The following is a 24854-nucleotide window of genomic DNA, read 5'->3' as shown; positions in this document are numbered from 1 at the left end:
GCGGCGGCGATCTACAGGACCGACGTCTTGAAGATCGCGGCGTGGCCGAAATAGTAGACGAACAAGGTCACCGACAGCGCGGCACAGAGCGCGACCGGGGCAAGCCACGGCGCGCGGCGGTCGCGCGACAACACCTTGTTGTCGGCGACAATCGCAAGCAGGACGGCGATGATCGCCGAATGTCCGATGGTATCGATCTTGCCGAATTCGAAGCACGCGCTGATGAACATCCCCGTCAGCACGGTGGCGGCGCAGCGCCGGATCAGCGGGGTCCAGATCAAGGCAAAGGCGAGCGTGAATTCCACCATGCCGGCAGCGCGCATGTAGAACTCGTTGTCGAAGCCCAGCGTCATCGCGGAATGCTCGATCAGCAGCGGGAAGCTCCACTCCGGATAGGCCCATTTTTCGACCGAGGCCCACATCAACGTCACCGCGGCGGCGTAGCGCATCACGTCGATCGGCCGGATTCCGAACAGATCCTTGTTCAGCCCGACGAGCGCAAGATAGGCGGCAACACCGAGAAAGATCGGGTAATCGGCGAGGTGAAAGACACCGTAGTCGCGCACGCCGATCCCGAACAGGACCACCATCCCCGCCGCCGACAGCGGCAGCGTGCGGCGTGACAGCATCCCGGCAGCGATCGCAAGTTGCAGCGCGCCCACGAACGGCGACGTCGTCTTCAACTCGGGCGTCAGCAGGATGCCGCCCACGGCCCAGATCGAGATGAAGAAGAACGCGCATACGGCGCGGATCATCAATTCGGTGCGCAGCCGCAGTCCCTCGGTGACGCGGTCCATCACCCGGATCGTGGCATCACCCAGCGAGGTGGGCTCGATCAGGCAACCCGCAAACAGCCAGAAAATGGCGACGCCGAGCAGCAGCTCGAAATCCAGGCAAAGAACATTCTCGAGTCCGCGGGGTTGACCGGCGACATCGTAAGCACAGAACCATTTGACATGTGCCTCGGCACTGCGCGCGGCTACGACACAAAACAAAACCGCTGCAAGGCACGTGGCGAAAAAGGAGCGCACCGCCGAGACGGTATCTCGCGCCCATCCACTAAACATTGAACCAACCGCCCACACACTTAAGGACTTGTTTAACTTATATCAAATTTTACGCTTTGCGCCTGCCGGGACACCCCGTGGTTGCATTGTGGTTAATCATGGCAGGCGAGCCCCCGGCCTGTCCCTTAGTGCAGTCTTTACAGCCGGTTCCCTCAAATTTTAGCTAATTCCGGCACGGGAGCTCAATTCAACTGTCGTAGTCAAATCCGGACAAAATCGGATCGGGAGGCCGGTACAGTGTTCGGAGCGTTGAGCGTCGTAAGTATCGGGGTGGGGTCGGCCCTCGCCTACATGACAAGATCGTCCGCTGCGCGCGCAGCGACACTCGAGACCTGTGCGGGCGCATTCGTGATCGTCGGGTTCGGCCTGCTGGGCGCGGCGCTGCCGCACCTGTGCTGAACGAACCTCGTTCTGAACCGCGTTGGGCCGAGGTCAGCGCGGCAGTTTGGGGACCCCTGCCACCGGCGGGGCCGTTGCAGTCAGGGTTTGCAGGAAGGCGATGAGGTCGTTCTTCTCGCCTGCCGTCAGGGACAGCGGCTTGATGTCGGGCGATCGGCTCGGCCGATCGATCCCGCCCTTGTTGTAAAGCTCGATGACATCTTCCAGCGTCGCCACCGATCCGTCGTGCATATAGGGCGCGCGGCGCGCGACGTCGCGCAATGTCGGCGTCTTGAACGCATATTTCAGCTTCGCCGAGGTCGGAAAGAAACGGCCGCGCCCGATGTCATGGCCCTTGGCGGTGCCGATATCCTGGAAGGATCCGTCGGAAAACGACGGGCCGCTGTGGCAAGCCGAGCAACGCGCCTTGCCGTTGAAAAGCTCAAAGCCGTGCTGGGCTGACTTGCTGATGGCGGTATCGTCGCCCTTGATCCAACGGTCGAACGGAGCCTCGCCTGCGATGATGGAGCGCTCGAAGGTCGCCAATGACGCCTCGATCCTCGGCCGCGTGATCGCGCCGTCTCCGAACGCGTGGGTGAAGGCATCGACATAGCCGGGGATCGCCGACAGTCGTGCGATCAATTCCGGCTCGGTCATGTTCAGGTTCGCCGGACTGAGGATCGGCCCGAACGCAACGGATTCCAGATCCTTGAACTTGCCGTCCCATCCCAGCGGCTCGAAGAAGGCCACATCGATCAATGTCGGCGAGCGGATCGGCAGGCCCTTGGGATCCTCACCGATGGCGCGCGGAAGGCCGTCGGCCCATGAAAGGGATGGCCTGTGGCAGCTCGCGCAGGAGTGCGTCTTTGACCTCGACAGCAGCGGATCGAAGAACAGCAGCTGCCCAAGGGTGGATTTCGCCTCCGAATAGGGATTGCTGCTCGGGAACGGAACGACGTCCGGCCGCCGATAGCTGGCACGGATTGTCGCAGGGTCGCCCGGCGCTGTCGCCGGGGTCAAGGCAAGCGACAGCCCTACCGGCAAAACTGCCGCGAGCAAGGTCAGGCTGACCCAAAGCCTCATCGGGGTCCTCAGACGGTATCCTGCTCGGTATATGCCCAAGCAAGTTCAACGAAGTTTTAACAAACGGTTGCGGCCTATTACGGATACCGGGCATTGGTCACGATGACGCGGGGCCTGCGCGCGCCTGATTTCGATCAATCCGCGCGGCGGTCTGGTCACACAACCTGAGGCAGCCGCTACTTCTTCACCGGGCGCAGCGGCGCGGAGAACTGCTCGGTACGGTCGCGCTCGGTCATGTCGACGACGGTATCCATCGGCGCGGTCAGCTCATAGACATAGGAGACGTCGGTGAAGTAGCGCTTTGCGGTGCCGCCGAGCGCCTCGGGCGCGACACGGTCGAGCAGGATCAGGCCGAAATCACTATCGACCCGCCGCGTCGCCTGGCTGGTGTTGAACTCCTCCCAGCGGAAATGGAAGACCGCGTCGGCGTCCTCGCCGACGACCTCCCAATTGGCGACGATGTGCGGGTGCTTGCCGACCAGCGACAGCCCTTCGTCGGAATGCGAGGCAAGCTCGAAGAACAGCAGCGACAGCGATTGCGCGGCGCGGGCGCTGACGGTGATGTCGGGACCGTTCACAGCGATCCGGTCGGCATGCGGGATCGAGCGCGATTCGAACAGGCCCTTCAGCTTGACGCCCTGCCACTGGCTCTCGCTGAGCAGCGTGACGACGTTCGACATCGCGTGGATGCGCCCGATCAGGAGCTCGCGCGCGACGTCGATATCGGCGCCGTGCCGCAGCGTGCGGGTCACGATCGACTGGATCACCGCAAGGATGTTCTTGACGCGATGGTTGAGCTCGTCGATCACGGCGGTCAACCGGCGCTCGAAGCCGATGCGGACCTCGATCTCGCGGCTGAGGCGCAAATTGTTGTAGGCGACATAGCCGAACAGGCCGCAGACGATACCGGTCAGCGCGAGGCCGATCGCCGCGACGATGGTCGCGGTCTGCTGCGCACGCACCGTGGCGTTGCTCTTGGCGTAATAGTCGAGCGACCAGTCACGGCCGCCGAACGTCACCGTGCGCACCATCGACGGCAGCGGGCCGTCCTGGCGCACCGCGCGCGAGGTGACGATGCCCTGCTCGTTGGCAGTGAACTCGTCATTCGAATCGCGCGGGTCCTTCAGCGCCACCGCGAACAGCGAGCTGTCGTCGTTGGTCAGCATCAGCGACGACAACTCATAGGAGAAGGTGATGAAGCCGGCCGGCTCGGATGCGCCCTCCTGGAACACCGGCGCGGCGAGCACGACCCCGACCGGGCCGTTCTGCCGCAACAGCGGCACCGGGTCGGAGGCCACCGGCTTGGCGTTGGCCATCGCCCGCGCCAGCATCGGGCCCACCACCGAGTGGCGGTCGAAGGCGCGGCCCGGAATGCTCAGGGTCTCCGGATTGCGCGGCTCGACGTCCATCAGCACGTTGATCGGCTTGTCGAGCGCCTTGAGGTCGAGCGCCTGGTCGTCGAAATCGCGGATGGTCGGATTGGTGAAGCCGTTGGCCTTCAGCTCGGCCTCCGCCGCGGCGAGCTCGTCCGGCTTGAGCCGCGCGATCCAGGCAGCGACGACGAAATCGGTCTTGAAGGCGTAGATCGCCGAGCGCAGCGGCTGCAGCATGTTGGCCTTCACCATCGACGGCGCCCGGAACAGCCCCGAGGCGACCCGCGCCAGCAGCTCGCGCTCGGTCAGGCGGTCCTGCACCAGGCTGGCATGGACGTCGATCGCCCGCGCCAACGCAATGCCGTCGATCGCGAGCTCCTGATCGTGCACCCGATAGGCGGCAAGACCGGAGAGCAGAACTCCGATCAGTGCAATCAAGGCAACGATGAAGCCCAGTCGAACCACACGCTTACTCGGCAATCAGGGGGTGGCGAAAGGGGACGGAAGGCATCTGGCTTCTGCGAGGGCGGCGACAAATCAGGATGCGATGAAAGCCCGCCGCAAAGTAATATGGAATAGCGATCATCGGTCCGCAACAGGAGCCGGTCGGCAACATTAACGACGACGCCACCCGGCGGTCTTTGGCGGCGCCAACGGTTGCTAATCGTCAAAGTTGGAAATTGTTCCGGCTATTGCGCAGCTTTTTTGCGGCGAGGTGCGCGCCCCTCTCATCGACCGTCACCCCGCGCAAAGGCTTCGCCTTTGTCGCTGGAGGAGCGCGGCACGCGCGTCTCGAAGGGTGAACGGCCCGACTGGTGGCCGTGCACCCTTCGAGGCTCGCGACGCTCGCACCTCAGGGTGACGGGACCCGTGCCACAATGATTAACGCCTAACCCGCCTTGACCTTGCCCTGCGACCGAAGGCCGCCCTTGGTCTCGATGAAGCTGATGATGCGATCGAGGCCGTCGCTCTTCTTCAGGTTGGTCATGACGAAGGGCCGCTCGCCGCGCATCCGCCTGGCGTCGGTGTCCATCTTCTCGAGCGACGCACCGACATGGGGTGCGAGATCGATCTTGTTGATCACCAGGAGGTCGGATCGCGTGATGCCAGGGCCGCCCTTGGAGGGGATCTTGTCGCCGGCGGCAACGTCGATGACGTAGATCGTCAGATCGGCCAATTCCGGCGAGAAGGTCGCCGCCAGATTGTCGCCGCCGGATTCGATCAGCACCAGATCGAGGTCGGGGAATTTCGCCCGCATGTCGGCGACCGCGGCGAGATTCATCGAAGCGTCCTCGCGGATCGCGGTGTGCGGACAGCCGCCGGTCTCGACACCGGCGATGCGGTCCGGCGTCAACGAGCCGGAGCGCACCAGAAACTCGGCATCCCATTTGGTGTAGATGTCGTTGGTGATCGCGGCGATGTCGTAGCGCTCCCGCATCGATTTGCAGAGCAGGTCCATCAGCGCGGTCTTGCCGGAGCCGACCGGACCGCCGACGCCGACGCGAAGTGGGCCGTGGGAAGTGGGCATGAGGCGCTCTCTCCGTTATCGTCGTCCCGGCCGAGTGCGCAGTTGCGCACGGAGCCGGGACCCATTACCACCGAATTCAATTGTTGCGAAAAGCTGGGGCCGCAGACTTGCGTAACCACGAAGGCCGGTGGTTATGGGTCCCGGCTTTCGCCGGGACGACGGCGGAGGGTGCCTCATGACCGGAACAGCCTCGTGTACTGCGTCTCGTGACGCAGGCTTGCGAGATCGGCGCGAAAGGTCGCGCTGCCGAGATCGTCGAGCGAGGCCGCGTCGGCCCGCGCCGCGGTCGCGGCCACGACCGGCTCGAGATCGGCCAGCACGCGCTGGCTGTCGGTCTGCCCGAGCGGGATCAGCCGGCTGCCCGCGGAAATCCAGTTCGAGGTCACTGCATGCAGGAAGGCGTGCAGCACAGGCGGAAGCCGAATGCCATGCGCGGCGCTAACGAGGCCGACTGCGATCGGATAGACGATCGGTCCGTCGCAAGCCGCGATCATGGCGTCGAGGCCGGGCGAATTCCAGGCGGCACGGGCAATCTCGATGAAGGCGCGCCCCTGCGTCGTGGTCTCGAGTTGCCGCTCGCGCGACGGCACGAAGGCGGCCGCGCGTTCGGCAATCTCCTTCAGCCCGGCGGGATCATGCTCAGACGCCGCGCGAAAACTCTGCGCGAGAAACACGGCGTCGCAAAATCCGCTGCCGTCGGCGAGCATCGCGGCGAGCCAATCGCGCAGCGACGCTGCATCGGTGATGTCGCCGGCCTCGACCGCCCATTCGATGCCGCCGGAATAGGCAAATGCTCCGACTGGAAAGGACGGCGACAGCCATGTCATCAGCCGGTACAGCGCGGCCGCCTCGTCCTCCGCCATCCCGCCGCGCAGCACGGCGGGATCGGGCTCATTTGTGGTCATGAGCATGGGAGTGGTCGTGGTGATGATGGGCATGCTCGCAATGCTCATCATGATGATGGTGGTGGTCATGGTCAGGCCCATGTTCATGGCCATGGTGGTGACCGTGATCATGCGCATGGCTGTGGGCATGATCGTGCCCGGTGTGACCATGCGCGTGCTCGTCGGCATGCGCATGCTCGGCATAGGCGCCGCCCTCGGGATCGAACGGCGCCTCGATCTCGATGACACGGGCCCCTAACCCCTTCACCATCGCCTCGATCACGTGATCCCTGCGGATGCGCAGGCCCTTCGGCATGATCTGGGTCGGCAGATGACGGTTGCCGAGATGCCAGGCGACCCGGATCAGATGATGCGGATCGCTGCCGCGGATTTCCGCGAGCGGCTCGGGAGCTGCGACCACCTCGACGAGGCGGCCGTCCTCCAGCACCAGGGCATCGCCGCCGCGCAGCGCGACGGCGTTTTCGAGATCAAGCAGGAATTCGAGCCCGCGCGTCCCTGACATCACCATCCGCCGCCGATGCCGGTCGTCGAAATCGAGCACGACGGTGTCGGCTGCCGCTTCCTTCCAGCGATGCTGTCCCAGGACTTTGGTGGCGCGGATCATCGATGCCTCAGAGCTTCTCGACCTTGGCGTCGCTGATGATCTCGATCACCGTCGGCCCGGTCTTCATGTTAGCGGAATATTCGCGCCATACCTTCATGTGCGGCGCCCTGGCATGGCCGTTGAGATCCTCGCGGCTCTCCCAGCGCTCGACCACCACATAGAGGTTGGGATCGTTGACGCTGACATTGCCGTCATAGGAGATGCAGCCCTTCTCCTTGCGGGTCTCGACCGTGCAGGCCTTGTGCCCCTTGATGAAGTCGTCCTTGTTCTCCGGCTTCATCGGCGTGGTGGCGATGACATAGATCATGCTGTTGCTCCCGTTCTTCTTATTTTAGCGGACGTCGACCTTCTCGGGCGTGATCACCTCGATCTTCGGCGGCGCGGCCATGCATTTCACCGCGACCCGGCCGAACGTCTTCATGTGCTCGGCGGTGCGATGCGGCACCAGTGCCTCCGCGTTCTCCCACTGCTCGACGAACACCATCTTGCTGTGGTCGGTGACGCTCTCATGCAGATCGTAGGCGATGTTGCCGGGCTCCTTGCGGGTTTCCTTGATGCAGGCCGTCGCCGCGGCGATGAATTCGGCGCGGGTCTCGGGCTTGATGGTCAGCGTGGCAACGACGTAAATCACGGAAATTCCTCCCGGTTTTCTTTTCTGGGTGAGATACCGGGATGGGTTTTAGAACATAAAATAGCGCTGTGCCATGGGCAGCACCTCGGCCGGCGCGCAGGTCAAGAGCTCGCCGTCTGCGCGTACCTCATAGGTCTCGGGATCGACCTCGATCTCGGGCGTCGCGTCGTTGTGGATCATGCTCTTCTTGGAGATCTTGCCGCGGGTGTTCTGCACCGCATAGAGCTTCTTGGCTGTGCCGAGCTTGCGGGCGAGACCGCCGCTCGCCGCGGCCTTCGAGGTGAACACCACCGAGGACGCGGTGAGCGACTTGCCGAAGGCGGCGAACATCGGCTGGTAATGCACCGGCTGCGGCGTCGGGATCGAGGCGTTGGGATCGCCCATCGGCGCCGCCACGATCGAGCCGCCCTTGATGATGCAATCCGGCTTGACGCCGAAGAACGCCGGCGACCACAGCACGAGGTCGGCGAGCTTGCCTTTCTCGACCGAGCCGATCAGCTTCGACACGCCGTGCGCGATCGCGGGGTTGATGGTGTATTTGGCGATGTAGCGCTTGACGCGGAAATTGTCGTTGTCGTTGCCCTTGTCCTGCGGCAGCGTGCCGCGCTGCTTCTTCATCTTGTCGGCGGTCTGCCAGGTACGGATGATGACCTCCCCGAGCCGCCCCATCGCCTGCGAGTCCGACGAGATCATCGAGAGCGCGCCGAGATCGTGCAGGATGTCCTCGGCGGCGATGGTCTCCTTGCGGATCCGGCTTTCGGCGAAGGCGAGGTCCTCGGCGATCGACGGATCGAGGTGATGGCACACCATCAGCATGTCGAGATGCTCGTCGATGGTGTTGCGGGTGAACGGCCTTGTCGGATTGGTCGAGGACGGCAGCACATTCTTGAGGCCGGCGACCTTGATGATGTCGGGCGCGTGGCCGCCGCCGGCACCTTCAGTGTGGAAGGCATGGATGGTGCGGCCCTTGAAAGCCTTGATCGTATCCTCGACGAAGCCGGATTCGTTGAGCGTGTCCGAATGCAGCATCACCTGGACGTCGTAATCGTCGGCCACCGATAGACAGGTGTCGATCGCCGACGGCGTGGTGCCCCAGTCCTCGTGCAGCTTCAGCGCACAGGCGCCGGCCTTGATCATCTCGACCAGCGCCGCCGGGCGCGAGGCATTGCCCTTGCCGGAGATGCCGAGATTGACCGGGAAAGCGTCGAACGACTGGATCATCCGTCCCATGTGCCAAGGGCCGGGCGTGCAGGTGGTGGCGAAGGTGCCATGCGACGGGCCGGTGCCGCCCCCTAACATCGAGGTGACGCCACTCATCAGCGCGTGCTCGATCTGCTGCGGGCAGATGAAATGGATGTGGCTGTCGAATCCGCCCGCGGTGAGGATCTTGCCCTCGCCGGCGATCACGTCGGTGCCGGGGCCAATGATGATGGTCACGTTGGGCTGGATGTCGGGATTGCCGGCCTTGCCGATCGCCGCGATCATGCCCTCCTTGATCGCGACGTCGGCCTTCACGATGCCCCAGTGATCGACGATCAGCGCGTTGGTGATGACGGTGTCGGCCGCGCCCTGCGCGTTGGTCACCTGCGACTGCCCCATGCCGTCGCGGATCACCTTGCCGCCGCCGAACTTCACCTCCTCGCCATAGGTGGTGAGATCCTTCTCGACCTCGATGATCAGGTCGGTGTCGGCAAGCCGCACCTTGTCGCCGGTGGTCGGGCCGAACATGTCGGCATAGACGGAACGCTTGATCTTCACGGACATATCAGCCCCCAGTTTCAGCCAGCGCGGCCCTGGCGCGCGCAATCGTGTCGTCGAAAATGCGGTCGAGCCGCGGATTGATGCCCCGGCAGCCGGCAACGACCTTGTTGGCCCAGGTCGCATAGTCGGCGAGATCGTCGCGCTCGTCCTTGCTTGGATGCGGCACGATCCGCGCGCCGATATTGCTGATCTTGTCGGCGATCTTGATCAGCTTTGCATCGGGAGACTTGTGCGGAGCGTCCTCGATCTGCTTTTGCCGGCGGGCAGCCTTTGGCAGGCTCATGTCGTCGGTGCATTCGGCCACCAGCGAGGCAACGCGCACGCTGAACTTCTGCACGAGCTCCTCGCGCGTGGTCTCGGTGTCCTCGATCGTGTCGTGAAGCCAGCCTGCCGCCACCAGCTCGGCATCGGCGCCATCGGTCACCTGCGCGAGCAGGTTCGCGACCTCGGCGAGATGATTGATGTAAGGCTCGCTGCCCCGCCCCTTGCGCGCCATGCCGTTGTGACGGCGCGCAGCAAGCTCGGCGGCTTCGGAGACCATGCGGAGCGCGGGCAGCATCGGACCTAAAGCTTCCCCTTCACCTCGGCGCGAAAACCGTAGATCACGCGCTTGCCGGCGAGCGCGACGAGGTGGACGTCGCGGGTCTGGCCGGGTTCGAAGCGGACGGCGGTGCCGGCGGCGATGTCGAGGCGCATGCCGCGGGCTTTCTTGCGATCGAATTTCAGCGCCGGATTGGTCTCGAAGAAATGGTAGTGCGAGCCGACCTGGATCGGGCGGTCGCCGGTGTTGGCGACCGAGAGCGTCACGGTCTTGCGGCCGGCATTGAGCTCGATCTCGCCGTCCTTGATGAAGAGTTCGCCGGGGATCATGTCCTTCTCCTCGTCATTCCGGGGCATGCGAAGCATGAACCCGGAATCTCCTTAAACAATCTCTGGATTCCGGGTTCGGCCTTCGGCCGCCCCGGAATGACGCGCGCGTGGCTATCGGATCGGCTCGTGCACGGTGACGAGCTTGGTGCCGTCGGGGAATGTCGCCTCGACCTGGATGTCGTGGATCATCTCCGGGATGCCATGCATCACCTGCGCGCGGGTCAGGACCTGGGCGCCGGCTTGCATCAGATCGGCGACGGTGCGCCCATCACGCGCGCCCTCGACGATGAAATCGGTGATCAACGCGACGGCCTCGGGATGGTTCAGCTTGACGCCGCGCTCGAGCCGGCGGCGCGCCACCATGGCCGCCATCGATACCAGGAGCTTGTCCTTTTCGCGGGGAGACAAATTCATGCGAGCACTCTGATCGTTCTTGAAAGGTTTAGTTGAGCCACAGCCGCGGCAGCGGGACAGTGGAGGCGCGACCGAGCACCATCATCATGTCGGCGCGCAGCCGGGCCGCATCTTGGGCACAGAAGCGGGCCATTGCAAAGCCATTCCAGGCGGAGATGCCGACCTCGCCGCCGAAGTTTTCCGACGCCTCGCGGATGCGCTCGACCAACGCCTCGTCGCCCGGCACGATCAGCGCCGTGCCGATCGCGCAGCCGCCATTGGCAATCGCTGGCCTTGCCAGCTTCTCGCCAATCTCGCCGTCGAGCCTGACGGTCTCGGCAAACACCAGCCTGCCGCCACGCCGCATCCGCCAGCGATCGACAAATTCGCCGTGGCGCATGGTCTCGCCCATCGCTGCGCGGCCGAACACCACGATCTCGCAGAGCAGGAGCGAAGCACCCTCGGCGAGGTCGATGTCGAAGCTGCGGTGAATGCGGGCACGGTCGAACAGGATGGTTTCCTGCGGCAGCCAGGCGAGATGCGCGCCTGCGGCAACGGTCAGCGCGATGTCGAGCCGTGCCGCCGCTGCCGGTGCGCGGTAGACTTTCTCAGCCGCCGCCGTGGTCAGCGTCAAACGCGCGCCCTCGCCGGCCGCGATCGCGATCTCGAAGCGATCCCCGCCGGCAATGCCGCCGGCGGTGTTGACGAACATGGCCGAGAGACCGTCGTCCTCCGGCGATGGGAAGCGGACGCGCAACGAGCCCGACTCATGCAGGTCGCCGCGGCGGGTGGCACCGTCTTTGAGATGCACACCGAATCGGACCGCACCCTGGGCGCGGTTTGCCGCAAACGTCGCCGCTGCCGCGCCTGCGATCCCGCTCCGCATTCCCCCGACGCTCCCTCCGCGCGCCACGACAGGCGGCGTCACATCCTGTTCACAGCGCCATCTGGCGGCTGATCTCGGCGGGATCGAGGCTTGCGCGGTCGCAGGCATATTTCACCGCACCCCGGTCCATCACGGCAAAACTGTCGCCGAGTTCGCAGGCAAAGTCGAGATATTGTTCGACCAGCACGATCGCGATGTTGCCAAGGTTGCGCAGATACGAGATGGCGCGGCCGATATCCTTGATGATCGAGGGCTGGATGCCCTCGGTCGGCTCGTCGAGCAGCAGGAGCTTTGGCCGCATCACCAGCGCGCGGCCGATCGCGAGCTGCTGCTGCTGGCCGCCGGAAAGGTCGCCGCCGCGGCGGCCCAGCATGGTCTCCAGCACCGGAAACAGCGAGAACACGTCGTCGGGAATGTTGCGGTCTTCGCGCTTGAGCGGACCGAAGCCGGTCTTGAGGTTCTCTTCCACCGTCAGCAGCGGAAAGATCTCGCGGCCCTGCGGCACGAAGCCGATGCCGCGACGCGCCCGCTCATAGGGCTTGAGCGCGGTGATGTCCTTGCCGTCGAAATTGATCGCGCCGGACGCGATCGGATACTGGCCGACCATGGCGCGCAGCAGCGAGGTCTTGCCGACGCCGTTGCGGCCGAGCACGCAGGTCACCTTGCCCGGCTCGGCGGTCAGCGACACGCCGCGCAAGGCCTGCGCCGCACCGTAGTAGAGATTGATGTTGTCGATCTTCAGCATCGCCCTAGCGCCCCAGATACACTTCGACCACCCGCTCGTTCGACGACACCTGGTCGATCGAACCTTCGGCGAGCACCGAGCCCTCATGCAGGCAGGTCACCTTGACGCCGAGCTCGCGTACGAAGGTCATGTCGTGCTCGACCACCATGATGGTGTGGTTCTTGTTGATCTCCTTCAGGAGCTCCGCGGTCAGATGGGTCTCGACATCGGTCATCCCTGCGACCGGCTCGTCGACCAGCAGCACCTTCGGGTCCTGCGCCAGCAACATGCCGATCTCGAGCCACTGCTTCTGGCCGTGCGACAGGCTGCCGGCGAGGCGGTTGCGCGCATCGGTCAGGCGGATGGTCTCGAGCACCTTGTCGATACGCTCGGACTCGGCCTTGCTGCCGCGCCAGAACAGCGTGCCGCGCACGGAATGATCGACATTGAGCGCGAGCAGCAGATTGTCCTGTACGGTCTGGCTCTCGAACACCGTCGGCTTCTGGAATTTGCGGCCGATGCCGAGCTCGGCGATCCGGGTCTCGTCGAGCCGGGTCAGGTCGACGGTGCCGTCGAACAGCACCGTGCCCTCGTCGGGCTTGGTCTTGCCCGTGATGATGTCCATCATCGTGGTCTTGCCGGCGCCGTTCGGGCCGATGATGGCGCGCATCTCGCCGGGCTCGAGCGCCAGCGACAGATTGTTGATGGCGTGAAAACCGTCGAACGAGACGTGCACGCCATCGAGGTAGAGCATGGCCGAAGTGGCGCGGGTATCCATGACGTTCATCTGCCTACTCCGCCGGGTTCGGTGCGCCGATGCCGTCTTCGCGCGCGGCACTCTCGGCGTCGGGTGAGTTGCGCCGCGCTTTCAGCGGCTCCCACCAGGCGTTGAAGGTACCGACGATGCCCTTGGGCAGCAGCAGCGTGACCAGGATGAACAGCGCGCCCAGCATGAACAGCCAGTACGGTGCGAGTGGCCCCGAGGTGAAGAACGTCTTGGCATAGTTGACGACGACGGCACCGAGCGCCGCGCCGATCAGCGTGCCGCGGCCGCCGACCGCGACCCAGATCACCGCCTCGATCGAGTTGGCGGGCGCGAACTCGCTGGGATTGATGATGCCGACCTGCGGCACGTACAGCGCGCCGGCGACGCCGGCCATGCAGGCCGACAGCGTGAACACGAACAGCTTGTAGGATTCGACACGATAGCCAAGGAAGCGGGTCCGGCTTTCGGCGTCACGCACCGCGATCAGGACCTTGCCGAGCTTCGACGTCACGATCGCGCGGCAGATCAGGAAAGCGATGATCAGCGCAAGGCAGCTCAGCAGGAACAGCGCCGCGCGGGTGCCTTCGGCCTGCACGTTGAAGCCGATGATGTCCTTGAAGTCGGTCAGCCCGTTGTTGCCGCCGAAGCCGAAATCGTTGCGGAAGAACGCCAGCAACAGCGCGTAGGTCATCGCTTGCGTGATGATCGAGAGATACACGCCGGTGACGCGCGAGCGGAAGGCGAGCCAGCCGAAGCAGAAGGCGAGCAGACCCGGCACCAGCAGCACCATCAGCGCAGCAAACCAGAACTTGTCGAAGCCGTACCAGTACCAGGGCAGCTTGCTCCAGTTCAGGAACACCATGAAGTCGGGCAGGATCGGGTTGCCGTAGACGCCGCGGCTGCCGATCTGGCGCATCAGGTACATCCCCATCGCGTAGCCGCCGAGCGCGAAGAATGCGCCGTGGCCGAGCGAGAGGATGCCGCAATAGCCCCAGATCAGATCGATCGAGAGCGCGAGGATGGCGTAGCAGACATATTTGCCCCACAGCGCGACCAGATAGGTCGGCACCTGGAACATCGAGCCCTGCGGCAGCAGCAGGTTCGACAACGGGATCAGCACGCCGATCGCGGCCACGATCAGGACGAACGCGGTCGCGGCGCGGTCGAGCGAACGGGTGAGGATGTGCGGCGTCATCGGCGAACTCCCTTGCCTCTCCCGCTTGCGGGGGAGCGCAGGCCGCCTTGGGCGGCCGTTCTTAGGAGACGCCGAAGCGGAGCTTCGGCTATGGCGCGCATCAGCGCGCGGCGGGTGGGGGTCTCTCCACATCGGGAGTGTACCGTGTGGAGAGACCCCCACCCCAACCCTCCCCCGCAAGTGGGAGAGGGAGTCGCAGCGCACTTCGGGGCAGTCATTGGTGGCTCAAAGCAGGTCATGCTTCCACCGCCCGACCCTTGAGCGCGAACAGGCCGCGCGGCCGTTTCTGGATGAACAGAATGATCAGCACCAGGATCGCGATCTTGCCGAGCACCGCGCCGGCCATCGGCTCGAGGAACTTGTTGGCGATGCCGAGCGTGAAGGCGCCGACCAGCGTGCCCCAGAGATTGCCGACGCCGCCGAACACCACGACCATGAAGCTGTCGATGATGTAGCTCTGGCCGAGATTCGGGCTGACATTGTCGATCTGCGACAGCGCCACGCCGGCAATGCCGGCGATCCCCGAGCCGAGGCCGAAGGTCAGCGCGTCGACGCGCGAGGTGGCGATCCCCATCGAGGCCGCCATGCGGCGGTTCTGGGTCACCGCGCGCATCTCGAGTCCGAGCGCGGTGTAGCGCAGCATCGCCAGCAGGATGGCAAACACCGCGAGCGTGAAGCAGAGAATCCAGAGCCGGTTATAGGTGATGGTGATCTGGCCGAGCTCGAAGGCGCCGCTCATCCAGGACGGGTTGCCGACCTCGCGGTTGGTCGGACCGAACGCGGTGCGCACCGCCTGCTGCAACACCAGCGACAGGCCCCAGGTCGCGAGCAGCGTCTCCAGCGGACGGCCGTAGAGGAAGCGGATGATGGTTCGCTCGATCACGACACCGATCAAGCCGGCGACCAGGAAGGCGAGCGGCACCGCGATCAGCAGCGAGTAGTCGAACAGCGCAGGATAGCGGCTGCGGATCACCTCCTGCACCACGAAGGTGGTGTAGGCCCCGAGCATCACCATCTCGCCATGCGCCATGTTGATGACGCCCATCACGCCGAAGGTGATGGCAAGCCCGATCGCCGCGAGCAGCAGCACCGAGCCGAGTGACAGGCCGTACCACGCATTCTGCACCATCGACCACATCGCCAGATTGCTCTGGATCGAGGACACCGCGCTCGCGGCGGCGTTGGCAACCAGCGGCGGCTGGTCGGTGCCGAGGGCGGTGAGCAGCGCCAGCGCCTCCTGATCGCCGCGCGCCTTGACCACGGCGACGGCGTCGAGCTTGTCGCTGTCGGATGCGTCCGACTTGAACAGGATGATGGCGGCGCGCGCCTCGGCGAAGGCCTGCTTGACCGACTTGACGCTCTCCTTGGCGAGCGCGCTCTCCACCGTCGGCAGCAAATTCTCCTCGTGGCTCTTGAACACCGACTGCGCGGCGGCGAGGCGCTTGGCCGGATCCGGCGACAGCAGCGTCAGGCCGCCGAGCGCGGCCTCCACGGTGCGGCGCAGGCGGTTGTTGAGGCGGACGGCGGCGGCGTTGTCGGGCAGCTTGTCGACGGCAGCACCCGTGGCGGCGTCGACGATCTTGCCGTCGGTCCGCGTGATGAAGACCTTCTTGCTGTCGGGATCGGCCGAGAGCCGGCCGTCCTGCAGCGCGCTGATGATGGGCGAGGCCAGCGCATTGCCCGACGCGGCAACCTCACCGATCGCAGCCTCGGTGTCGGAGAACTCGTCATTGGCGAATTTGGCGACCGAATCCTCGAACGGACCAGCCAGCGCCGGCACAGCGACGCAGCTCAGCAGCAGGATCGAGAGACAAAGCGCGCGAAAGCGATCAATACAATTGGCAAACACGTCAGTACCCCGGCAGGAGTGTGAGGAGAAGGCGGCGAGCGGTGCCGCCTTCTCCGGTGTTGGAAGGTTGTGTTGTGTCGTTGTTGAGGTCAGGCGCGCCCGATCAGGAGCCCTGGCCGCCGCACTTGTTGGTCTTGGTGTTGTAGTTGCCGCACTTCTTGCCGACCCAATCGCCGATCAGGTCCTTGGAGCCCTCGAGCTCCTTCGACCAGGCATCGCCGGCCACCAGGCCCGGGGTCTTCCAGACCACGTCGAACTGGCCGTTGCCCTTGATCTCGCCGATGAACACCGGCTTGGTGATGTGGTGGTTCGGCAGCATCTGCGACACGCCGCCGGTCAGGTTCGGCGCCTCGATGCCGGGAAGCGCATCGATCACCTTGTCCGGATCGGTCGACTTCACCTTCTCGACCGCCTTCACCCACATGTTGAAGCCGATGTAGTGCGCTTCCATCGGATCGTTGGTCACGCGCTTCGGATTCTTGGTGTAGGCCTGCCACTCCTTGATGAACTTCTCGTTCGCCGGGGTCTTGATCGACTCGAAGTAGTTCCAGGCGGCGAGATGGCCGAGCAGCGGCTTGGTGTCGATGCCGGCGAGCTCTTCCTCGCCGACCGAGAACGCGACCACCGGGATATCGGTCGCCTTGATGCCCTGGTTGCCGAGCTCCTTGTAGAACGGAACGTTGGCGTCGCCGTTGATGGTGGAGACCACCGCGGTCTTCTTGCCGGCCGAGCCGAACTTCTTGATGTCGGCCACGATCGTCTGCCAGTCGGAGTGACCGAACGGCGTGTAGTTGATCATGATGTCGTCCTGGGCGACGCCCTTCGACTTCAGATAGGCTTCCAGGATCTTGTTGGTGGTGCGCGGATAGACGTAGTCGGTGCCGGCCAGCACCCAGCGCTTCACCTTCTCTTCCTTCATCAGATAGTCGACGGCGGGGATCGCCTGCTGGTTCGGCGCAGCGCCAGTGTAGAACACGTTGCGCTCGGACTCCTCGCCCTCATACTGCACCGGATAGAACAGGATGTTGTTCAGCTCCTTGAACACCGGGAGCACGGATTTGCGCGACACCGAGGTCCAGCAGCCGAACACGACCGCGACCTTGTCCTTGGTGATCAGCTCGCGGGCCTTTTCGGCGAACAGCGGCCAGTTCGAGGCGGGGTCGACCACGACGGGCTCGAGCTTCTTGCCGAGCACGCCGCCCTTCTTGTTCTGCTCGTCGATCAGGAAAAGGATCGTGTCCTTCAGCGTGGTTTCGCTGATGGCCATGGTGCCTGACAGCGAGTGAAGGATGCCAACCTTGATGGTGTCGTCGGCCGCTTGCGCGGGCGCGAGGGACGAGGACGCAGCCAGGCCCAAAACCAGGCCGGCCGTCGCCGCGAGCGCGCGGCGGCGGGTCATCGTCGTTATTTTGTGAGAAAGGTGAGTAAGCATGAAATGTCGTCTCCCTGACGCAGGCGTGGAACGCTGCGAACGGCCGCTTGGCCGCCTGCGGTTAAGGGAATCGCAAGAACTGTGCCACGGTGCGCAGCCCCCGTAAGCCGATGAACCGGCTGGATAATTTCATCGGTTCCGGGCAAATACGGAAGCCGCTTGCTCAATCATTGAGCTGTCAACTTGACTGCCGAAAGAGCAATCAGACTATTTTGTAGGCAAAATCGCAGTCTTGGCTAAATTTCCGGCACCGATTTGTGACAGTTTGCGCGATGGTTCAGCGAACTCCGGGCACCAAAGACGGCGATCTCATCTTGAAACCGCCCAGTTCCTGGTCCATATCCTCGCCATGCCCGCGACATCGCGGTGCCTTTGCGAGCTGCGTGTTCAAGCTGCCCCAAGCGGCTTCTGGCTCGCCTTTCAGCTAACCCAGCTTGACGCCCCAGACACGCGGGTGTCCCCGAATGCCTTCCTGCGCTTCCGGCCGATATGGGCCGGGACGACGACGGCTTTTATGGAAAGAACCACCTTTTGACCTCCTTTCAGGATTTCGGCCTCGCCGATCCCATCGCCCGCGCGCTCCGAGAAGAAAATTATCTCACGCCGACCCCCATCCAGGCCCAGACCATCCCGCTAGCCCTTGCCGGCCGCGACGTCGTCGGCATCGCCCAGACCGGTACCGGCAAGACCGCCTCCTTCGCGCTGCCGATCCTGCACCGGCTGCTTGAAAACCGCGTCCGCCCGCAGCCCAAGAGCTGCCGCGTGCTGGTGCTCTCGCCGACCCGCGAACTGTCCGGGCAGATCCTCGACAGTTTCAACACCTATGGCCGCCACATCCGGCTGTCCTCGACGCTCGCCATCGGCGGCGTGCCGATGGGCCGCCAGGTCCGCTCCCTGATGCAGGGCGTCGAGGTGCTGGTCGCCACCCCCGGCCGCCTGCTCGACCTCGTGCAGAGCAACGGACTGAAGCTCAACCAGGTCGAGTTCCTGGTGCTCGATGAAGCCGACCGCATGCTCGACATGGGCTTCATCAACGACATAAGGAAAATCGTCGCCAAGTTGCCGATCCGGCGCCAGACGCTGTTCTTCTCGGCCACCATGCCCAAGGACATCGCCGAGCTCGCCGAAGCGATGCTGCGCGACCCGGCCCGCGTGGCGGTGACGCCGGTGGCCTCGACGGTGGATCGCATCGCCCAGCGGGCGATCCAGGTCGATTTCGCGGCCAAGCCGACGGTTCTCGCCCAGTTGCTGAAGCAGGAACCGGTCAACCGCGCCCTGGTCTTCACCCGCACCAAGCACGGCGCCGACAAGGTGGTGAAAAGCCTTGCCAAGGCCGGCATCGAGGCCAATGCGATCCACGGCAACAAGTCGCAGAACCACCGCGAGCGCACGCTGGCGGCGTTCCGTTCCGGCGAAATCCGCACGCTGGTGGCGACCGATATCGCCGCCCGCGGCATCGACGTCGACGGCGTCAGCCACGTCGTGAATTTCGACCTGCCCAACATCCCGGAGACCTACGTCCACCGCATCGGCCGCACGGCACGCGCCGGCGCCGACGGCGTCGCGATCTCGCTGATCGCCGGCGCCGAGGAGATGGGCTATTTGCGCGATATCGAGCGGCTGATCCGGATTACCGTGCCGCGGGAAGACCGCCGCACGCAAGGCAGCTCCTCTGGCGGCCGCGAGGCCGCCGCGCCGGCGCAGGCCACCCACCCGCACCGGGGCGGCCGTTCTGCGCCCCGGGCACATAATGTCCGTGGGAATGAGGCCGCTCCGGGTGCAAAAGGCCCTCGCCGCCGCCGCCGTCGAGGTGGTAATAATGGCGCGCCGCAGACGAGCCGGGGCGAGTCGCCGCGTCCGTCGCAGGCCGGCAACAGCGAAGGCATTCAGGGCGTCGCCTTCTTGCATCGCGAGAGCCGGCCGAATCCGCAACACAACCGCAACAACCGACCGAAGCACTAGCCGTCGCTCGATCTGGAGAAACATATGGCTAAGGAAGAGCTGATCCAGTTCGAAGGACTGGTGACCGAAATCCTCCCCGACGCTCGTTACCGGGTGCAACTCGATGCCGGGCACGAGATCGTCGCCTACACCGCCGGCAAGATGAAGAAAAACCGCATCAAGACGCTGGCCGGCGACCGTGTTACGATCGAAATGTCGCCCTACGATCTCGAAAAGGGGCGCCTGATCTTCCGGCACAAGGACGAACGTCCGAGCGGCGCGCCGGGCGGCCCGCCGCGGGGCGGAGCCCAGCGCGGCGGCCAGTTCCGCCGCCGATAAGCGGGGTATTGCAACCGCTGCGGGCATGATGTCCTGATGTCCTGCGCACAATTGGCCGGCGGCTGCGCCGGCCAAAAAATCGCGCACGTCAGGATTGTTTTCAGGATTGTTTTGAAGCCTTCTATCGAATAATATCCTACCCATCGATTTTCGGCCGGACGACATTAGCCAATACCGGTACAGCCGGTTCAGACGCTGACGACCCTTCCAAAAATTCGATCTCACCACCCCGCCGATCAGCGGGTCTTGAACTTGTATATCTGAGAAGGGACTACCCACGTGAGCATGGGAACCGTGAAGTGGTTTAACGCGACCAAGGGCTACGGCTTCATCCAGCCGGATGAAGGCGGGAACGACGTGTTCGTGCACATCAGTGCAGTCGAGCGCGCCGGCCTTGGCACTCTGCGTGAAGGCCAGAAGATCTCCTACGAGATCGTGGCTGACCGCCGTTCCGGCAAATCCTCGGCCGACAATCTGCGCGCCGCCGGATAAGCCGATTTCCCGGGAGCACGAAGCTCCAGGAAATTGTCGCTAAAGCATCAAGGGCCGCATCTTCGGATGCGGCCCTTTTTGTCTGGATTGCCAACCGGCGTCAGCGTCGTTCGAAGAGCTCTAGAGCCTATCCCGTTCCGATTGAATCGGAACGGGGCTCTAGATTCTTGTTTTGACGCGTTTTCTTCACGCGAACCGGTATCCACTTCGCTCGAAAACGCTCTAATAGGTCGAGCAGGTCGTCGGCATCGTGGCGGAGGTCGGGGCGTAGAACACGCAAACCGACTGCCGCGGCCTGGTGAAGGCGACGTCGGTGAGATTGATGCCGCTCTTGGCCATCACATAGCCGACCGTCGGAACGTATTTGTAGCTGACTTCGCTGAAGATCAGGTAGGTGCCCGCAACCAGCAGCGCCGCCGGAACGACGCTGGTCACGACATCGCCCTGACTGCGGCTCGAGGCCGTCAATGTGGCCTGCGTGGCGCCCGTGGCCATCACCCCCGCCTTGCTCCACTGGATCCGCGCGACCTTCGAGGCATCGACGTAGATTTCCGACAATGTGACCTTGGTCGGCGTCGGATCGTATGGCGTCATGATGCCGACGCTGGCGCTGAAGAAGTTCTGCAGGTCGGCATCCACCACCTGCGTCGACTGCGAGGTCAGGTCCGACGCTGCGCGCGCCATCAAGGTGACCTTGCGGTCGACCGCGACACCGGATGAAAACTCGACGGTGCCGAAGAACAGCACCAGCATCAGCGGCAGGACGAAAGCGAACTCGACCGCGGCAAGGCCCCGGCGGTCATTGCAGAGGGCCGCGACCGAGCGCAGCAAGGCCGCTGCCTGGGTTTTCATGACGTTGCTCATGAGCATGTCGCCCCGGCGGTGCCGGATGGCTCGTTCTTGAATGTCGCGGTCGCGGTCAGCAGCCGCTTGCCGTTGGCGAGGTTGGCGACATTGAAGCCAAGCTTGGTGACGAACAGCGGCCACTGATAGAACAGCCGGACCACCACGACGTCGCCGTCCTTGCCAGGACACCATTTCATGGTCGGAATGAATGCGTTGTTGGAATCGATCGGAGGCGCGATGTTGACGCTGCTGAAGCCCGTCGCAGCGGGATAGCTGCGCACGTCGACCGATATGCCGTTGGCGCAATCGAACAGTGCGCTGACCTGGCCGCAGACGAAGTTCTTGAACTGCTGCTGGGTATAGCTTGCGCCCTGCGCCTGACCGGTCATGATCATGCGCGCGGAATCCTGCGTCACCGTCTCCAGCACCTGGCTCGCGAAGAAGATCATCGCCACTTCGATGATCGCAAACAGCAGTCCGAAAAACAGCGGCGCGACCATCGCGAATTCGACCGCGGTCGCGCCACGGCGGTTTCGGCGAAAGCGATGGAGGAGGCGCGCAAAAGAATGAGCGGGCAGCGGCATCAACGACCCCGGATCAACATGGCGACAACAACTACCCAAGACTCATTGTCGAAGTATTTCGCCGGATCGAGACAGAGCGACCCGATCCGTTAGGCTTTTCTTAACCATGTCGGATGAACCGCCTCGGCCGACGGCTGCCCCGGCGTGTGAAACGCCGGCGCGGACACGCGCTAGTTCTGCGGCTTCGCGGCCGCGCCCGAGCCGGAGGCCTGGCTGTTGAGCGAGCCGGCCTGGTCCATGGTCGACTTGAAGTAGGTCTCGCCGTCGCCGAGGGTGATGCGGCGCTGGCAGACCGGCATGCAGCTGTAGGTCTCGCGATCGACGCCGCGATAAACGGTGACCAACTGGTCGGTCGGACCTTCGACCTGGATCTGGCGATCCACCAGCACCTGGCCGGTGCGGTCGAGTGCGATGAAGTTGGTCGCGCCGTAGCCCTTGCCGGTCACGACAACAACGCCGCCATTCTGCAGGGTGACGTCGGCGATCAGCGGGTTGCCGACCACGATGGTGGAGATGCCGCCGGGCAGCTTGACGAGCTTGGCCTGATCGACATTGACCGCAATCCGGTCCGGATCCGGCGCAGCCGTTGCGAATGCGGGCCACAGCAGAACGGCTGCGGCCAGCGAGATGAATCCAATGCGCGCGACGGCGCGAATACGCTGGGACTGAAACGACATACCTTACCCCGGGACGTTAACAAGCCGGCAAAAGCGATACGCAGCGGACCGGCGCCCGACGCAGGCAAATCTGACGGCAATTCATTTAAGAAGAGCAAAAATCGACCGCTGAATTGCGCGGATGTCACGACTTCCGGAACGGATCGGCCAACGGCCCGGTGATCCCGCGGAAAAACACCCCCGCGGGGACCGCCGCCTAGCCGGCGCCACGCACATGCACCACCACGCGGTCGTCCGCGTAGAGGCGCTGCCATCCATCGATGTGATCGAGAAATTTGGAGGCGGGCGTGGCCGGATCGAGCATCACCGCATCGATTCTGTAGGTCTTGAGCAGATCGAGGAAGCCGTTGACGTCCTTGAGCTGGAGCGCACGATAATAGGCCATCCCGAACTTCTCGCCGTAAAGCTCGGCACGGCCGTCGACGAACACCGGCACCTGGCGCCAGATCAGATAGCCGCCGAACTGCAGATCATTGAGCACGCGCTGCACGTTGTGCGCCTTCAGCGCGTCGACGGCGGCGGTGGGCGAATGGATCGTCGGCGGCGACATGTCCCGGCGCGCCGCAATGAACCAGGTCGAGACGCAGAGCGCGGCGATCAGCATCGCGGCCGGCGTGGCCTTCAGCCGGACCACGCTTGCGGCCCGCAGGCCGAACTGGGTTGCCACCGGCGTCAGCACGGCCAGCGGCAACAGCAAAGCGAAGAGCTCGAGATTCCTGACATGGGATAGCGCCATGTGCAGCAGGCCCAGCGCCAGGGCGATTCGCGGCAGCGGCAGCTTCACCCCGCAATAGAGCGCCCCGCCGATCAGGCCGAGAATGGTCAGCTCGAACGCATCGACGTGGCTGAAACTCGCCGGCATCCACTCCGCGATGAGATGCAGCAATTCACCGAGGCTGAGAATCCTCAGCGAGGCGAGGATCGTCCCCCAGCCATAGGGCGTCACGCAGCACGCGGCCAGCGCGCCGAGGCCGAATGCGGCCCAGCGCAGCGCCAGCGGCAATCTTTGCGCTGGCGCGGCGTTCCACAGCGCATCGAGCGCGAAGGCGCCGGCCAGCACCAGGCCGAACAGAAAGCCGCCATGCAGGTTGGCCCAGAGCGCGATCAGCGGCAGCAGCCAGAACGAAGGAGCCTCGCGGCGTTCGCTGGCGACCATCAGGCCGTTCGCCCAGACCATCATGATCGGCAGCGCAAGCACATGCGGACGGGCCAGCAGATGCCCGCATGTCAGCACCAGCGCCGCCAGCGCGATCAGGCTGGCGTAGATCGCCGGCAGCGCGCGGCTGAGGATGGCGGTGAGCAGTGCGAAGGTGGCGGCGCCGCAGGCCGCGGCGAGCGCCGCGGGCCCGGTCCACCCGGCAAGGTCGTAGGCCTTCGCGAACAGGACCTGCGCCAGCCAGGACGACGACACCCATGGCTCACCCGCCTTGGTGAAGGAATAGATATCGACCGACGGCAATGCGCGGTGGTCGAGGATCCACCGGCCGACGGCAATCTGCCAGTAGGTGTCGGAATCGGCGAGCAGCCTGTCGCCGACGACCAGCAGCAGCGCATAGACGCCGCACGCCATCCAGAACCAGGCCGGGACTTCGGCGAACACCGAGGCCCGCGCCTGTGGGACGGTTGCGGTCTCAGCACTCATGCGCGCACGGTCCGGTCAATGACGGAACGGATAGGCCAGCTGTCCGCCGATTTCGGCCGGCACGCCCTGCTCGGCGTCGACGCCGTAATCATCCGGAAGCTTGCCTTCGGGCATGCGGAATGTCCCGAACAGAATGTCCCAGAGCGGAAACGTGCCGGCAAAATTGGTGTCGCCACCCTCCTCGAGCGCGGTGTGATGCCAGCGATGAAACACCGGCGTGGCGATCACATATTTGAACGGACCGAGCGTCCAGTTCAGGTTGGCGTGCACGAAGGCGGAGTGGAATGTGGTGAAAGGACCGACCCACAGCATGATGTTCGGCGAGATGCCGGCCATCAGCAGGATCACGTCGACCGAGATCGTGCCGATCAGCAGATTGACGGGATGGAAGCGCGCCGCCGAGATCCATTCGAGATCCTCGGAGGAATGATGAATGGCGTGGTACTTCCAGAAGCCGCCGCCGTGAAACATCCGGTGCAGCCAATACAGCATGAAGTCGGAGGCGACCAGGAAGATGATCGATTGCAGCCAGAGCGGCAGCTGCGCCAGCGGGCCGTGTCCGTTCTCGTAGAACGAGATCAGCTCGTCGGCACCGTGCACGTCGAACACCGCGGCCGCGCCCACCACCAGCAGCCCGATGCGCAGCACGCGGGCGAATACCGGCACGAAGAACCAGTAGCAGATGTCCGTGACCAGCTCGCGCTTCTGCCACCACGGCTTGCCGGGATTGCAGGCCCAGAAGTGGGTCAGCACCGTGAAGAACAGCGCGAGGCCGATCGTGATCGGCACCACCCTCATCATCGTCTGGCCGAGCATCTCGATGACTTCGATCGGAAGGGTGGACATGGCAGCCTCATACTACGGAAGCCCCATGGGTATAGATGTGCG

26 protein-coding genes are annotated in these 24854 nt (G+C 64.3%); 3 read left to right on the top strand and 23 right to left on the bottom strand.

Going from position 1 to position 24854, the window contains the following annotated elements; translation table 11 throughout:
- Positions 1 to 11: 11 nt before the first annotated feature.
- From ACVWYP_RS09765 to urtA, 18 genes are all read right to left on the bottom strand, one after another.
- Positions 12 to 995 (bottom strand): hypothetical protein, encoded by a 984-nt coding sequence (locus ACVWYP_RS09765; RefSeq protein ID WP_028342265.1) that lies wholly within the window; start codon positions 993 to 995, stop codon positions 12 to 14.
- A 504-nt stretch (positions 996 to 1499) separates the two neighbouring features.
- On the bottom strand, positions 1500 to 2528 hold the full coding sequence (locus ACVWYP_RS09760) for a cytochrome-c peroxidase (protein ID WP_051003091.1): 1029 nt from the start codon (positions 2526 to 2528) through the stop codon (positions 1500 to 1502).
- A 176-nt stretch (positions 2529 to 2704) separates the two neighbouring features.
- A complete protein-coding gene (locus ACVWYP_RS09755; RefSeq protein ID WP_038386111.1) occupies positions 2705 to 4366 on the bottom strand; it encodes a CHASE domain-containing protein in 1662 nt (553 codons plus the stop codon).
- A 424-nt stretch (positions 4367 to 4790) separates the two neighbouring features.
- Positions 4791 to 5429: an urease accessory protein UreG gene (ureG, locus tag ACVWYP_RS09750; protein WP_028334695.1), complete on the bottom strand. Its 639-nt coding sequence runs from the start codon at positions 5427 to 5429 to the stop codon at positions 4791 to 4793.
- A gap of 173 nt (positions 5430 to 5602) precedes the next feature.
- Positions 5603 to 6340, bottom strand: a complete 738-nt coding sequence (locus tag ACVWYP_RS09745; RefSeq protein ID WP_304500210.1) for an urease accessory protein UreF — start codon at positions 6338 to 6340, stop codon at positions 5603 to 5605.
- The gene (locus ACVWYP_RS09740; protein ID WP_304498474.1) at positions 6321 to 6938 is read right to left on the bottom strand and encodes an urease accessory protein UreE; all 618 of its coding nucleotides are present in this window, start codon (positions 6936 to 6938) and stop codon (positions 6321 to 6323) included. Before ACVWYP_RS09740 ends, ACVWYP_RS09745 begins: the two co-directional genes overlap by 20 nt.
- Positions 6939 to 6945: 7 nt before the next feature.
- Entirely contained in the window at positions 6946 to 7245 is a 300-nt protein-coding gene (locus ACVWYP_RS09735) for a putative quinol monooxygenase (RefSeq protein ID WP_028342270.1), read from the bottom strand.
- A 24-nt stretch (positions 7246 to 7269) separates the two neighbouring features.
- Positions 7270 to 7569 carry a putative quinol monooxygenase gene (locus ACVWYP_RS09730; RefSeq protein WP_024581875.1) on the bottom strand — a complete coding sequence of 100 codons (300 nt, stop codon included), beginning with the start codon at positions 7567 to 7569 and terminating at the stop codon, positions 7270 to 7272.
- 48 nt (positions 7570 to 7617) lie between these two features.
- On the bottom strand, positions 7618 to 9333 hold the full coding sequence (gene ureC / locus ACVWYP_RS09725; RefSeq protein WP_028342272.1) for an urease subunit alpha: 1716 nt from the start codon (positions 9331 to 9333) through the stop codon (positions 7618 to 7620).
- Between the two features lies 1 nt (position 9334).
- Positions 9335 to 9889 (bottom strand): HD domain-containing protein, encoded by a 555-nt coding sequence (locus tag ACVWYP_RS09720; RefSeq protein WP_304498473.1) that lies wholly within the window; start codon positions 9887 to 9889, stop codon positions 9335 to 9337.
- Between the two features lie 5 nt (positions 9890 to 9894).
- Positions 9895 to 10200, bottom strand: a complete 306-nt coding sequence (locus tag ACVWYP_RS09715) for an urease subunit beta (protein WP_038387566.1) — start codon at positions 10198 to 10200, stop codon at positions 9895 to 9897.
- A 111-nt stretch (positions 10201 to 10311) separates the two neighbouring features.
- A complete protein-coding gene (locus ACVWYP_RS09710; protein WP_304498472.1) occupies positions 10312 to 10614 on the bottom strand; it encodes an urease subunit gamma in 303 nt (100 codons plus the stop codon).
- Between the two features lie 28 nt (positions 10615 to 10642).
- Complete coding sequence (locus tag ACVWYP_RS09705; protein WP_304498471.1) at positions 10643 to 11479, bottom strand: urease accessory protein UreD; 837 nt, start codon at positions 11477 to 11479, stop codon at positions 10643 to 10645.
- Positions 11480 to 11528: 49 nt separating this feature from the next.
- Positions 11529 to 12224 (bottom strand): urea ABC transporter ATP-binding subunit UrtE, encoded by a 696-nt coding sequence (gene urtE, locus ACVWYP_RS09700; protein WP_024581870.1) that lies wholly within the window; start codon positions 12222 to 12224, stop codon positions 11529 to 11531.
- Positions 12225 to 12228: 4 nt separating this feature from the next.
- On the bottom strand, positions 12229 to 12990 hold the full coding sequence (gene urtD / locus ACVWYP_RS09695; protein ID WP_304498470.1) for an urea ABC transporter ATP-binding protein UrtD: 762 nt from the start codon (positions 12988 to 12990) through the stop codon (positions 12229 to 12231).
- Between the two features lie 4 nt (positions 12991 to 12994).
- Positions 12995 to 14164, bottom strand: coding sequence for an urea ABC transporter permease subunit UrtC (urtC, locus tag ACVWYP_RS09690; RefSeq protein WP_168858008.1), 1170 nt, complete (start codon positions 14162 to 14164; stop codon positions 12995 to 12997).
- Positions 14165 to 14399: 235 nt separating this feature from the next.
- Positions 14400 to 15998 (bottom strand): urea ABC transporter permease subunit UrtB, encoded by a 1599-nt coding sequence (gene urtB / locus ACVWYP_RS09685; RefSeq protein WP_439711187.1) that lies wholly within the window; start codon positions 15996 to 15998, stop codon positions 14400 to 14402.
- Between the two features lie 118 nt (positions 15999 to 16116).
- Positions 16117 to 17412 (bottom strand): urea ABC transporter substrate-binding protein, encoded by a 1296-nt coding sequence (gene urtA, locus ACVWYP_RS09680; protein WP_439711144.1) that lies wholly within the window; start codon positions 17410 to 17412, stop codon positions 16117 to 16119.
- Between the two features lie 522 nt (positions 17413 to 17934).
- On the opposite strand from urtA, the gene ACVWYP_RS09675 reads away from it, so the two are divergent.
- From ACVWYP_RS09675 to ACVWYP_RS09665, 3 genes are all read left to right on the top strand, one after another.
- Positions 17935 to 19407, top strand: coding sequence for a DEAD/DEAH box helicase (locus ACVWYP_RS09675; protein ID WP_439711143.1), 1473 nt, complete (start codon positions 17935 to 17937; stop codon positions 19405 to 19407).
- A gap of 24 nt (positions 19408 to 19431) precedes the next feature.
- Positions 19432 to 19725 (top strand): translation initiation factor IF-1, encoded by a 294-nt coding sequence (infA, locus tag ACVWYP_RS09670; RefSeq protein WP_016842649.1) that lies wholly within the window; start codon positions 19432 to 19434, stop codon positions 19723 to 19725.
- Between the two features lie 279 nt (positions 19726 to 20004).
- Positions 20005 to 20217 carry a cold-shock protein gene (locus tag ACVWYP_RS09665; RefSeq protein ID WP_016842648.1) on the top strand — a complete coding sequence of 71 codons (213 nt, stop codon included), beginning with the start codon at positions 20005 to 20007 and terminating at the stop codon, positions 20215 to 20217.
- A 222-nt stretch (positions 20218 to 20439) separates the two neighbouring features.
- Here ACVWYP_RS09665 and ACVWYP_RS09660 read toward each other — a convergent pair whose 3' ends face one another.
- The 5 genes from ACVWYP_RS09660 to ACVWYP_RS09640 form a co-directional block, all read right to left on the bottom strand.
- Positions 20440 to 21069 (bottom strand): TadE/TadG family type IV pilus assembly protein, encoded by a 630-nt coding sequence (locus ACVWYP_RS09660; protein WP_168858009.1) that lies wholly within the window; start codon positions 21067 to 21069, stop codon positions 20440 to 20442.
- Between the two features lie 8 nt (positions 21070 to 21077).
- Complete coding sequence (locus ACVWYP_RS09655; RefSeq protein WP_016842646.1) at positions 21078 to 21647, bottom strand: TadE/TadG family type IV pilus assembly protein; 570 nt, start codon at positions 21645 to 21647, stop codon at positions 21078 to 21080.
- Positions 21648 to 21817: 170 nt separating this feature from the next.
- Positions 21818 to 22324 (bottom strand): pilus assembly protein N-terminal domain-containing protein, encoded by a 507-nt coding sequence (locus ACVWYP_RS09650; protein WP_038387572.1) that lies wholly within the window; start codon positions 22322 to 22324, stop codon positions 21818 to 21820.
- A gap of 196 nt (positions 22325 to 22520) precedes the next feature.
- Complete coding sequence (locus ACVWYP_RS09645) at positions 22521 to 23966, bottom strand: hypothetical protein (protein ID WP_304498466.1); 1446 nt, start codon at positions 23964 to 23966, stop codon at positions 22521 to 22523.
- A 15-nt stretch (positions 23967 to 23981) separates the two neighbouring features.
- Positions 23982 to 24812, bottom strand: coding sequence for a sterol desaturase family protein (locus ACVWYP_RS09640; RefSeq protein ID WP_026192176.1), 831 nt, complete (start codon positions 24810 to 24812; stop codon positions 23982 to 23984).
- Positions 24813 to 24854: the final 42 nt, after the last annotated feature.

The organism is Bradyrhizobium sp. USDA 3262 (genome assembly GCF_054060035.1).
This window is presented reverse-complemented; position numbering and strand designations above follow the sequence as displayed.

Excerpts from the sequence above, each read along its gene's own strand:
- ACVWYP_RS09760 (WP_051003091.1), bottom strand. The coding sequence starts at position 2,528 with ATGAGGCTTTGGGTCAGCCTGACCTTGCTCGCGGCAGTTTTGCCGGTA.
- ureG (WP_028334695.1), bottom strand. The coding sequence starts at position 5,429 with ATGCCCACTTCCCACGGCCCACTTCGCGTCGGCGTCGGCGGTCCGGTC.
- ACVWYP_RS09745 (WP_304500210.1), bottom strand. The coding sequence starts at position 6,340 with ATGCTCATGACCACAAATGAGCCCGATCCCGCCGTGCTGCGCGGCGGG.
- ACVWYP_RS09740 (WP_304498474.1), bottom strand. The coding sequence starts at position 6,938 with ATGATCCGCGCCACCAAAGTCCTGGGACAGCATCGCTGGAAGGAAGCG.
- ACVWYP_RS09735 (WP_028342270.1), bottom strand. The coding sequence starts at position 7,245 with ATGATCTATGTCATCGCCACCACGCCGATGAAGCCGGAGAACAAGGAC.
- ureC (WP_028342272.1), bottom strand. The coding sequence starts at position 9,333 with ATGTCCGTGAAGATCAAGCGTTCCGTCTATGCCGACATGTTCGGCCCG.
- ACVWYP_RS09720 (WP_304498473.1), bottom strand. The coding sequence starts at position 9,889 with ATGCTGCCCGCGCTCCGCATGGTCTCCGAAGCCGCCGAGCTTGCTGCG.
- ACVWYP_RS09715 (WP_038387566.1), bottom strand. The coding sequence starts at position 10,200 with ATGATCCCCGGCGAACTCTTCATCAAGGACGGCGAGATCGAGCTCAAT.
- ACVWYP_RS09710 (WP_304498472.1), bottom strand. The coding sequence starts at position 10,614 with ATGAATTTGTCTCCCCGCGAAAAGGACAAGCTCCTGGTATCGATGGCG.
- ACVWYP_RS09705 (WP_304498471.1), bottom strand. The coding sequence starts at position 11,479 with ATGCGGAGCGGGATCGCAGGCGCGGCAGCGGCGACGTTTGCGGCAAAC.
- urtE (WP_024581870.1), bottom strand. The coding sequence starts at position 12,224 with ATGCTGAAGATCGACAACATCAATCTCTACTACGGTGCGGCGCAGGCC.
- urtD (WP_304498470.1), bottom strand. The coding sequence starts at position 12,990 with ATGAACGTCATGGATACCCGCGCCACTTCGGCCATGCTCTACCTCGAT.
- urtC (WP_168858008.1), bottom strand. The coding sequence starts at position 14,164 with ATGACGCCGCACATCCTCACCCGTTCGCTCGACCGCGCCGCGACCGCG.
- urtA (WP_439711144.1), bottom strand. The coding sequence starts at position 17,412 with ATGACCCGCCGCCGCGCGCTCGCGGCGACGGCCGGCCTGGTTTTGGGC.
- ACVWYP_RS09675 (WP_439711143.1), top strand. The coding sequence starts at position 17,935 with ATGGGCCGGGACGACGACGGCTTTTATGGAAAGAACCACCTTTTGACC.
- infA (WP_016842649.1), top strand. The coding sequence starts at position 19,432 with ATGGCTAAGGAAGAGCTGATCCAGTTCGAAGGACTGGTGACCGAAATC.
- ACVWYP_RS09660 (WP_168858009.1), bottom strand. The coding sequence starts at position 21,069 with ATGAAAACCCAGGCAGCGGCCTTGCTGCGCTCGGTCGCGGCCCTCTGC.
- ACVWYP_RS09655 (WP_016842646.1), bottom strand. The coding sequence starts at position 21,647 with ATGCCGCTGCCCGCTCATTCTTTTGCGCGCCTCCTCCATCGCTTTCGC.
- ACVWYP_RS09650 (WP_038387572.1), bottom strand. The coding sequence starts at position 22,324 with ATGTCGTTTCAGTCCCAGCGTATTCGCGCCGTCGCGCGCATTGGATTC.
- ACVWYP_RS09645 (WP_304498466.1), bottom strand. The coding sequence starts at position 23,966 with ATGAGTGCTGAGACCGCAACCGTCCCACAGGCGCGGGCCTCGGTGTTC.
- ACVWYP_RS09640 (WP_026192176.1), bottom strand. The coding sequence starts at position 24,812 with ATGTCCACCCTTCCGATCGAAGTCATCGAGATGCTCGGCCAGACGATG.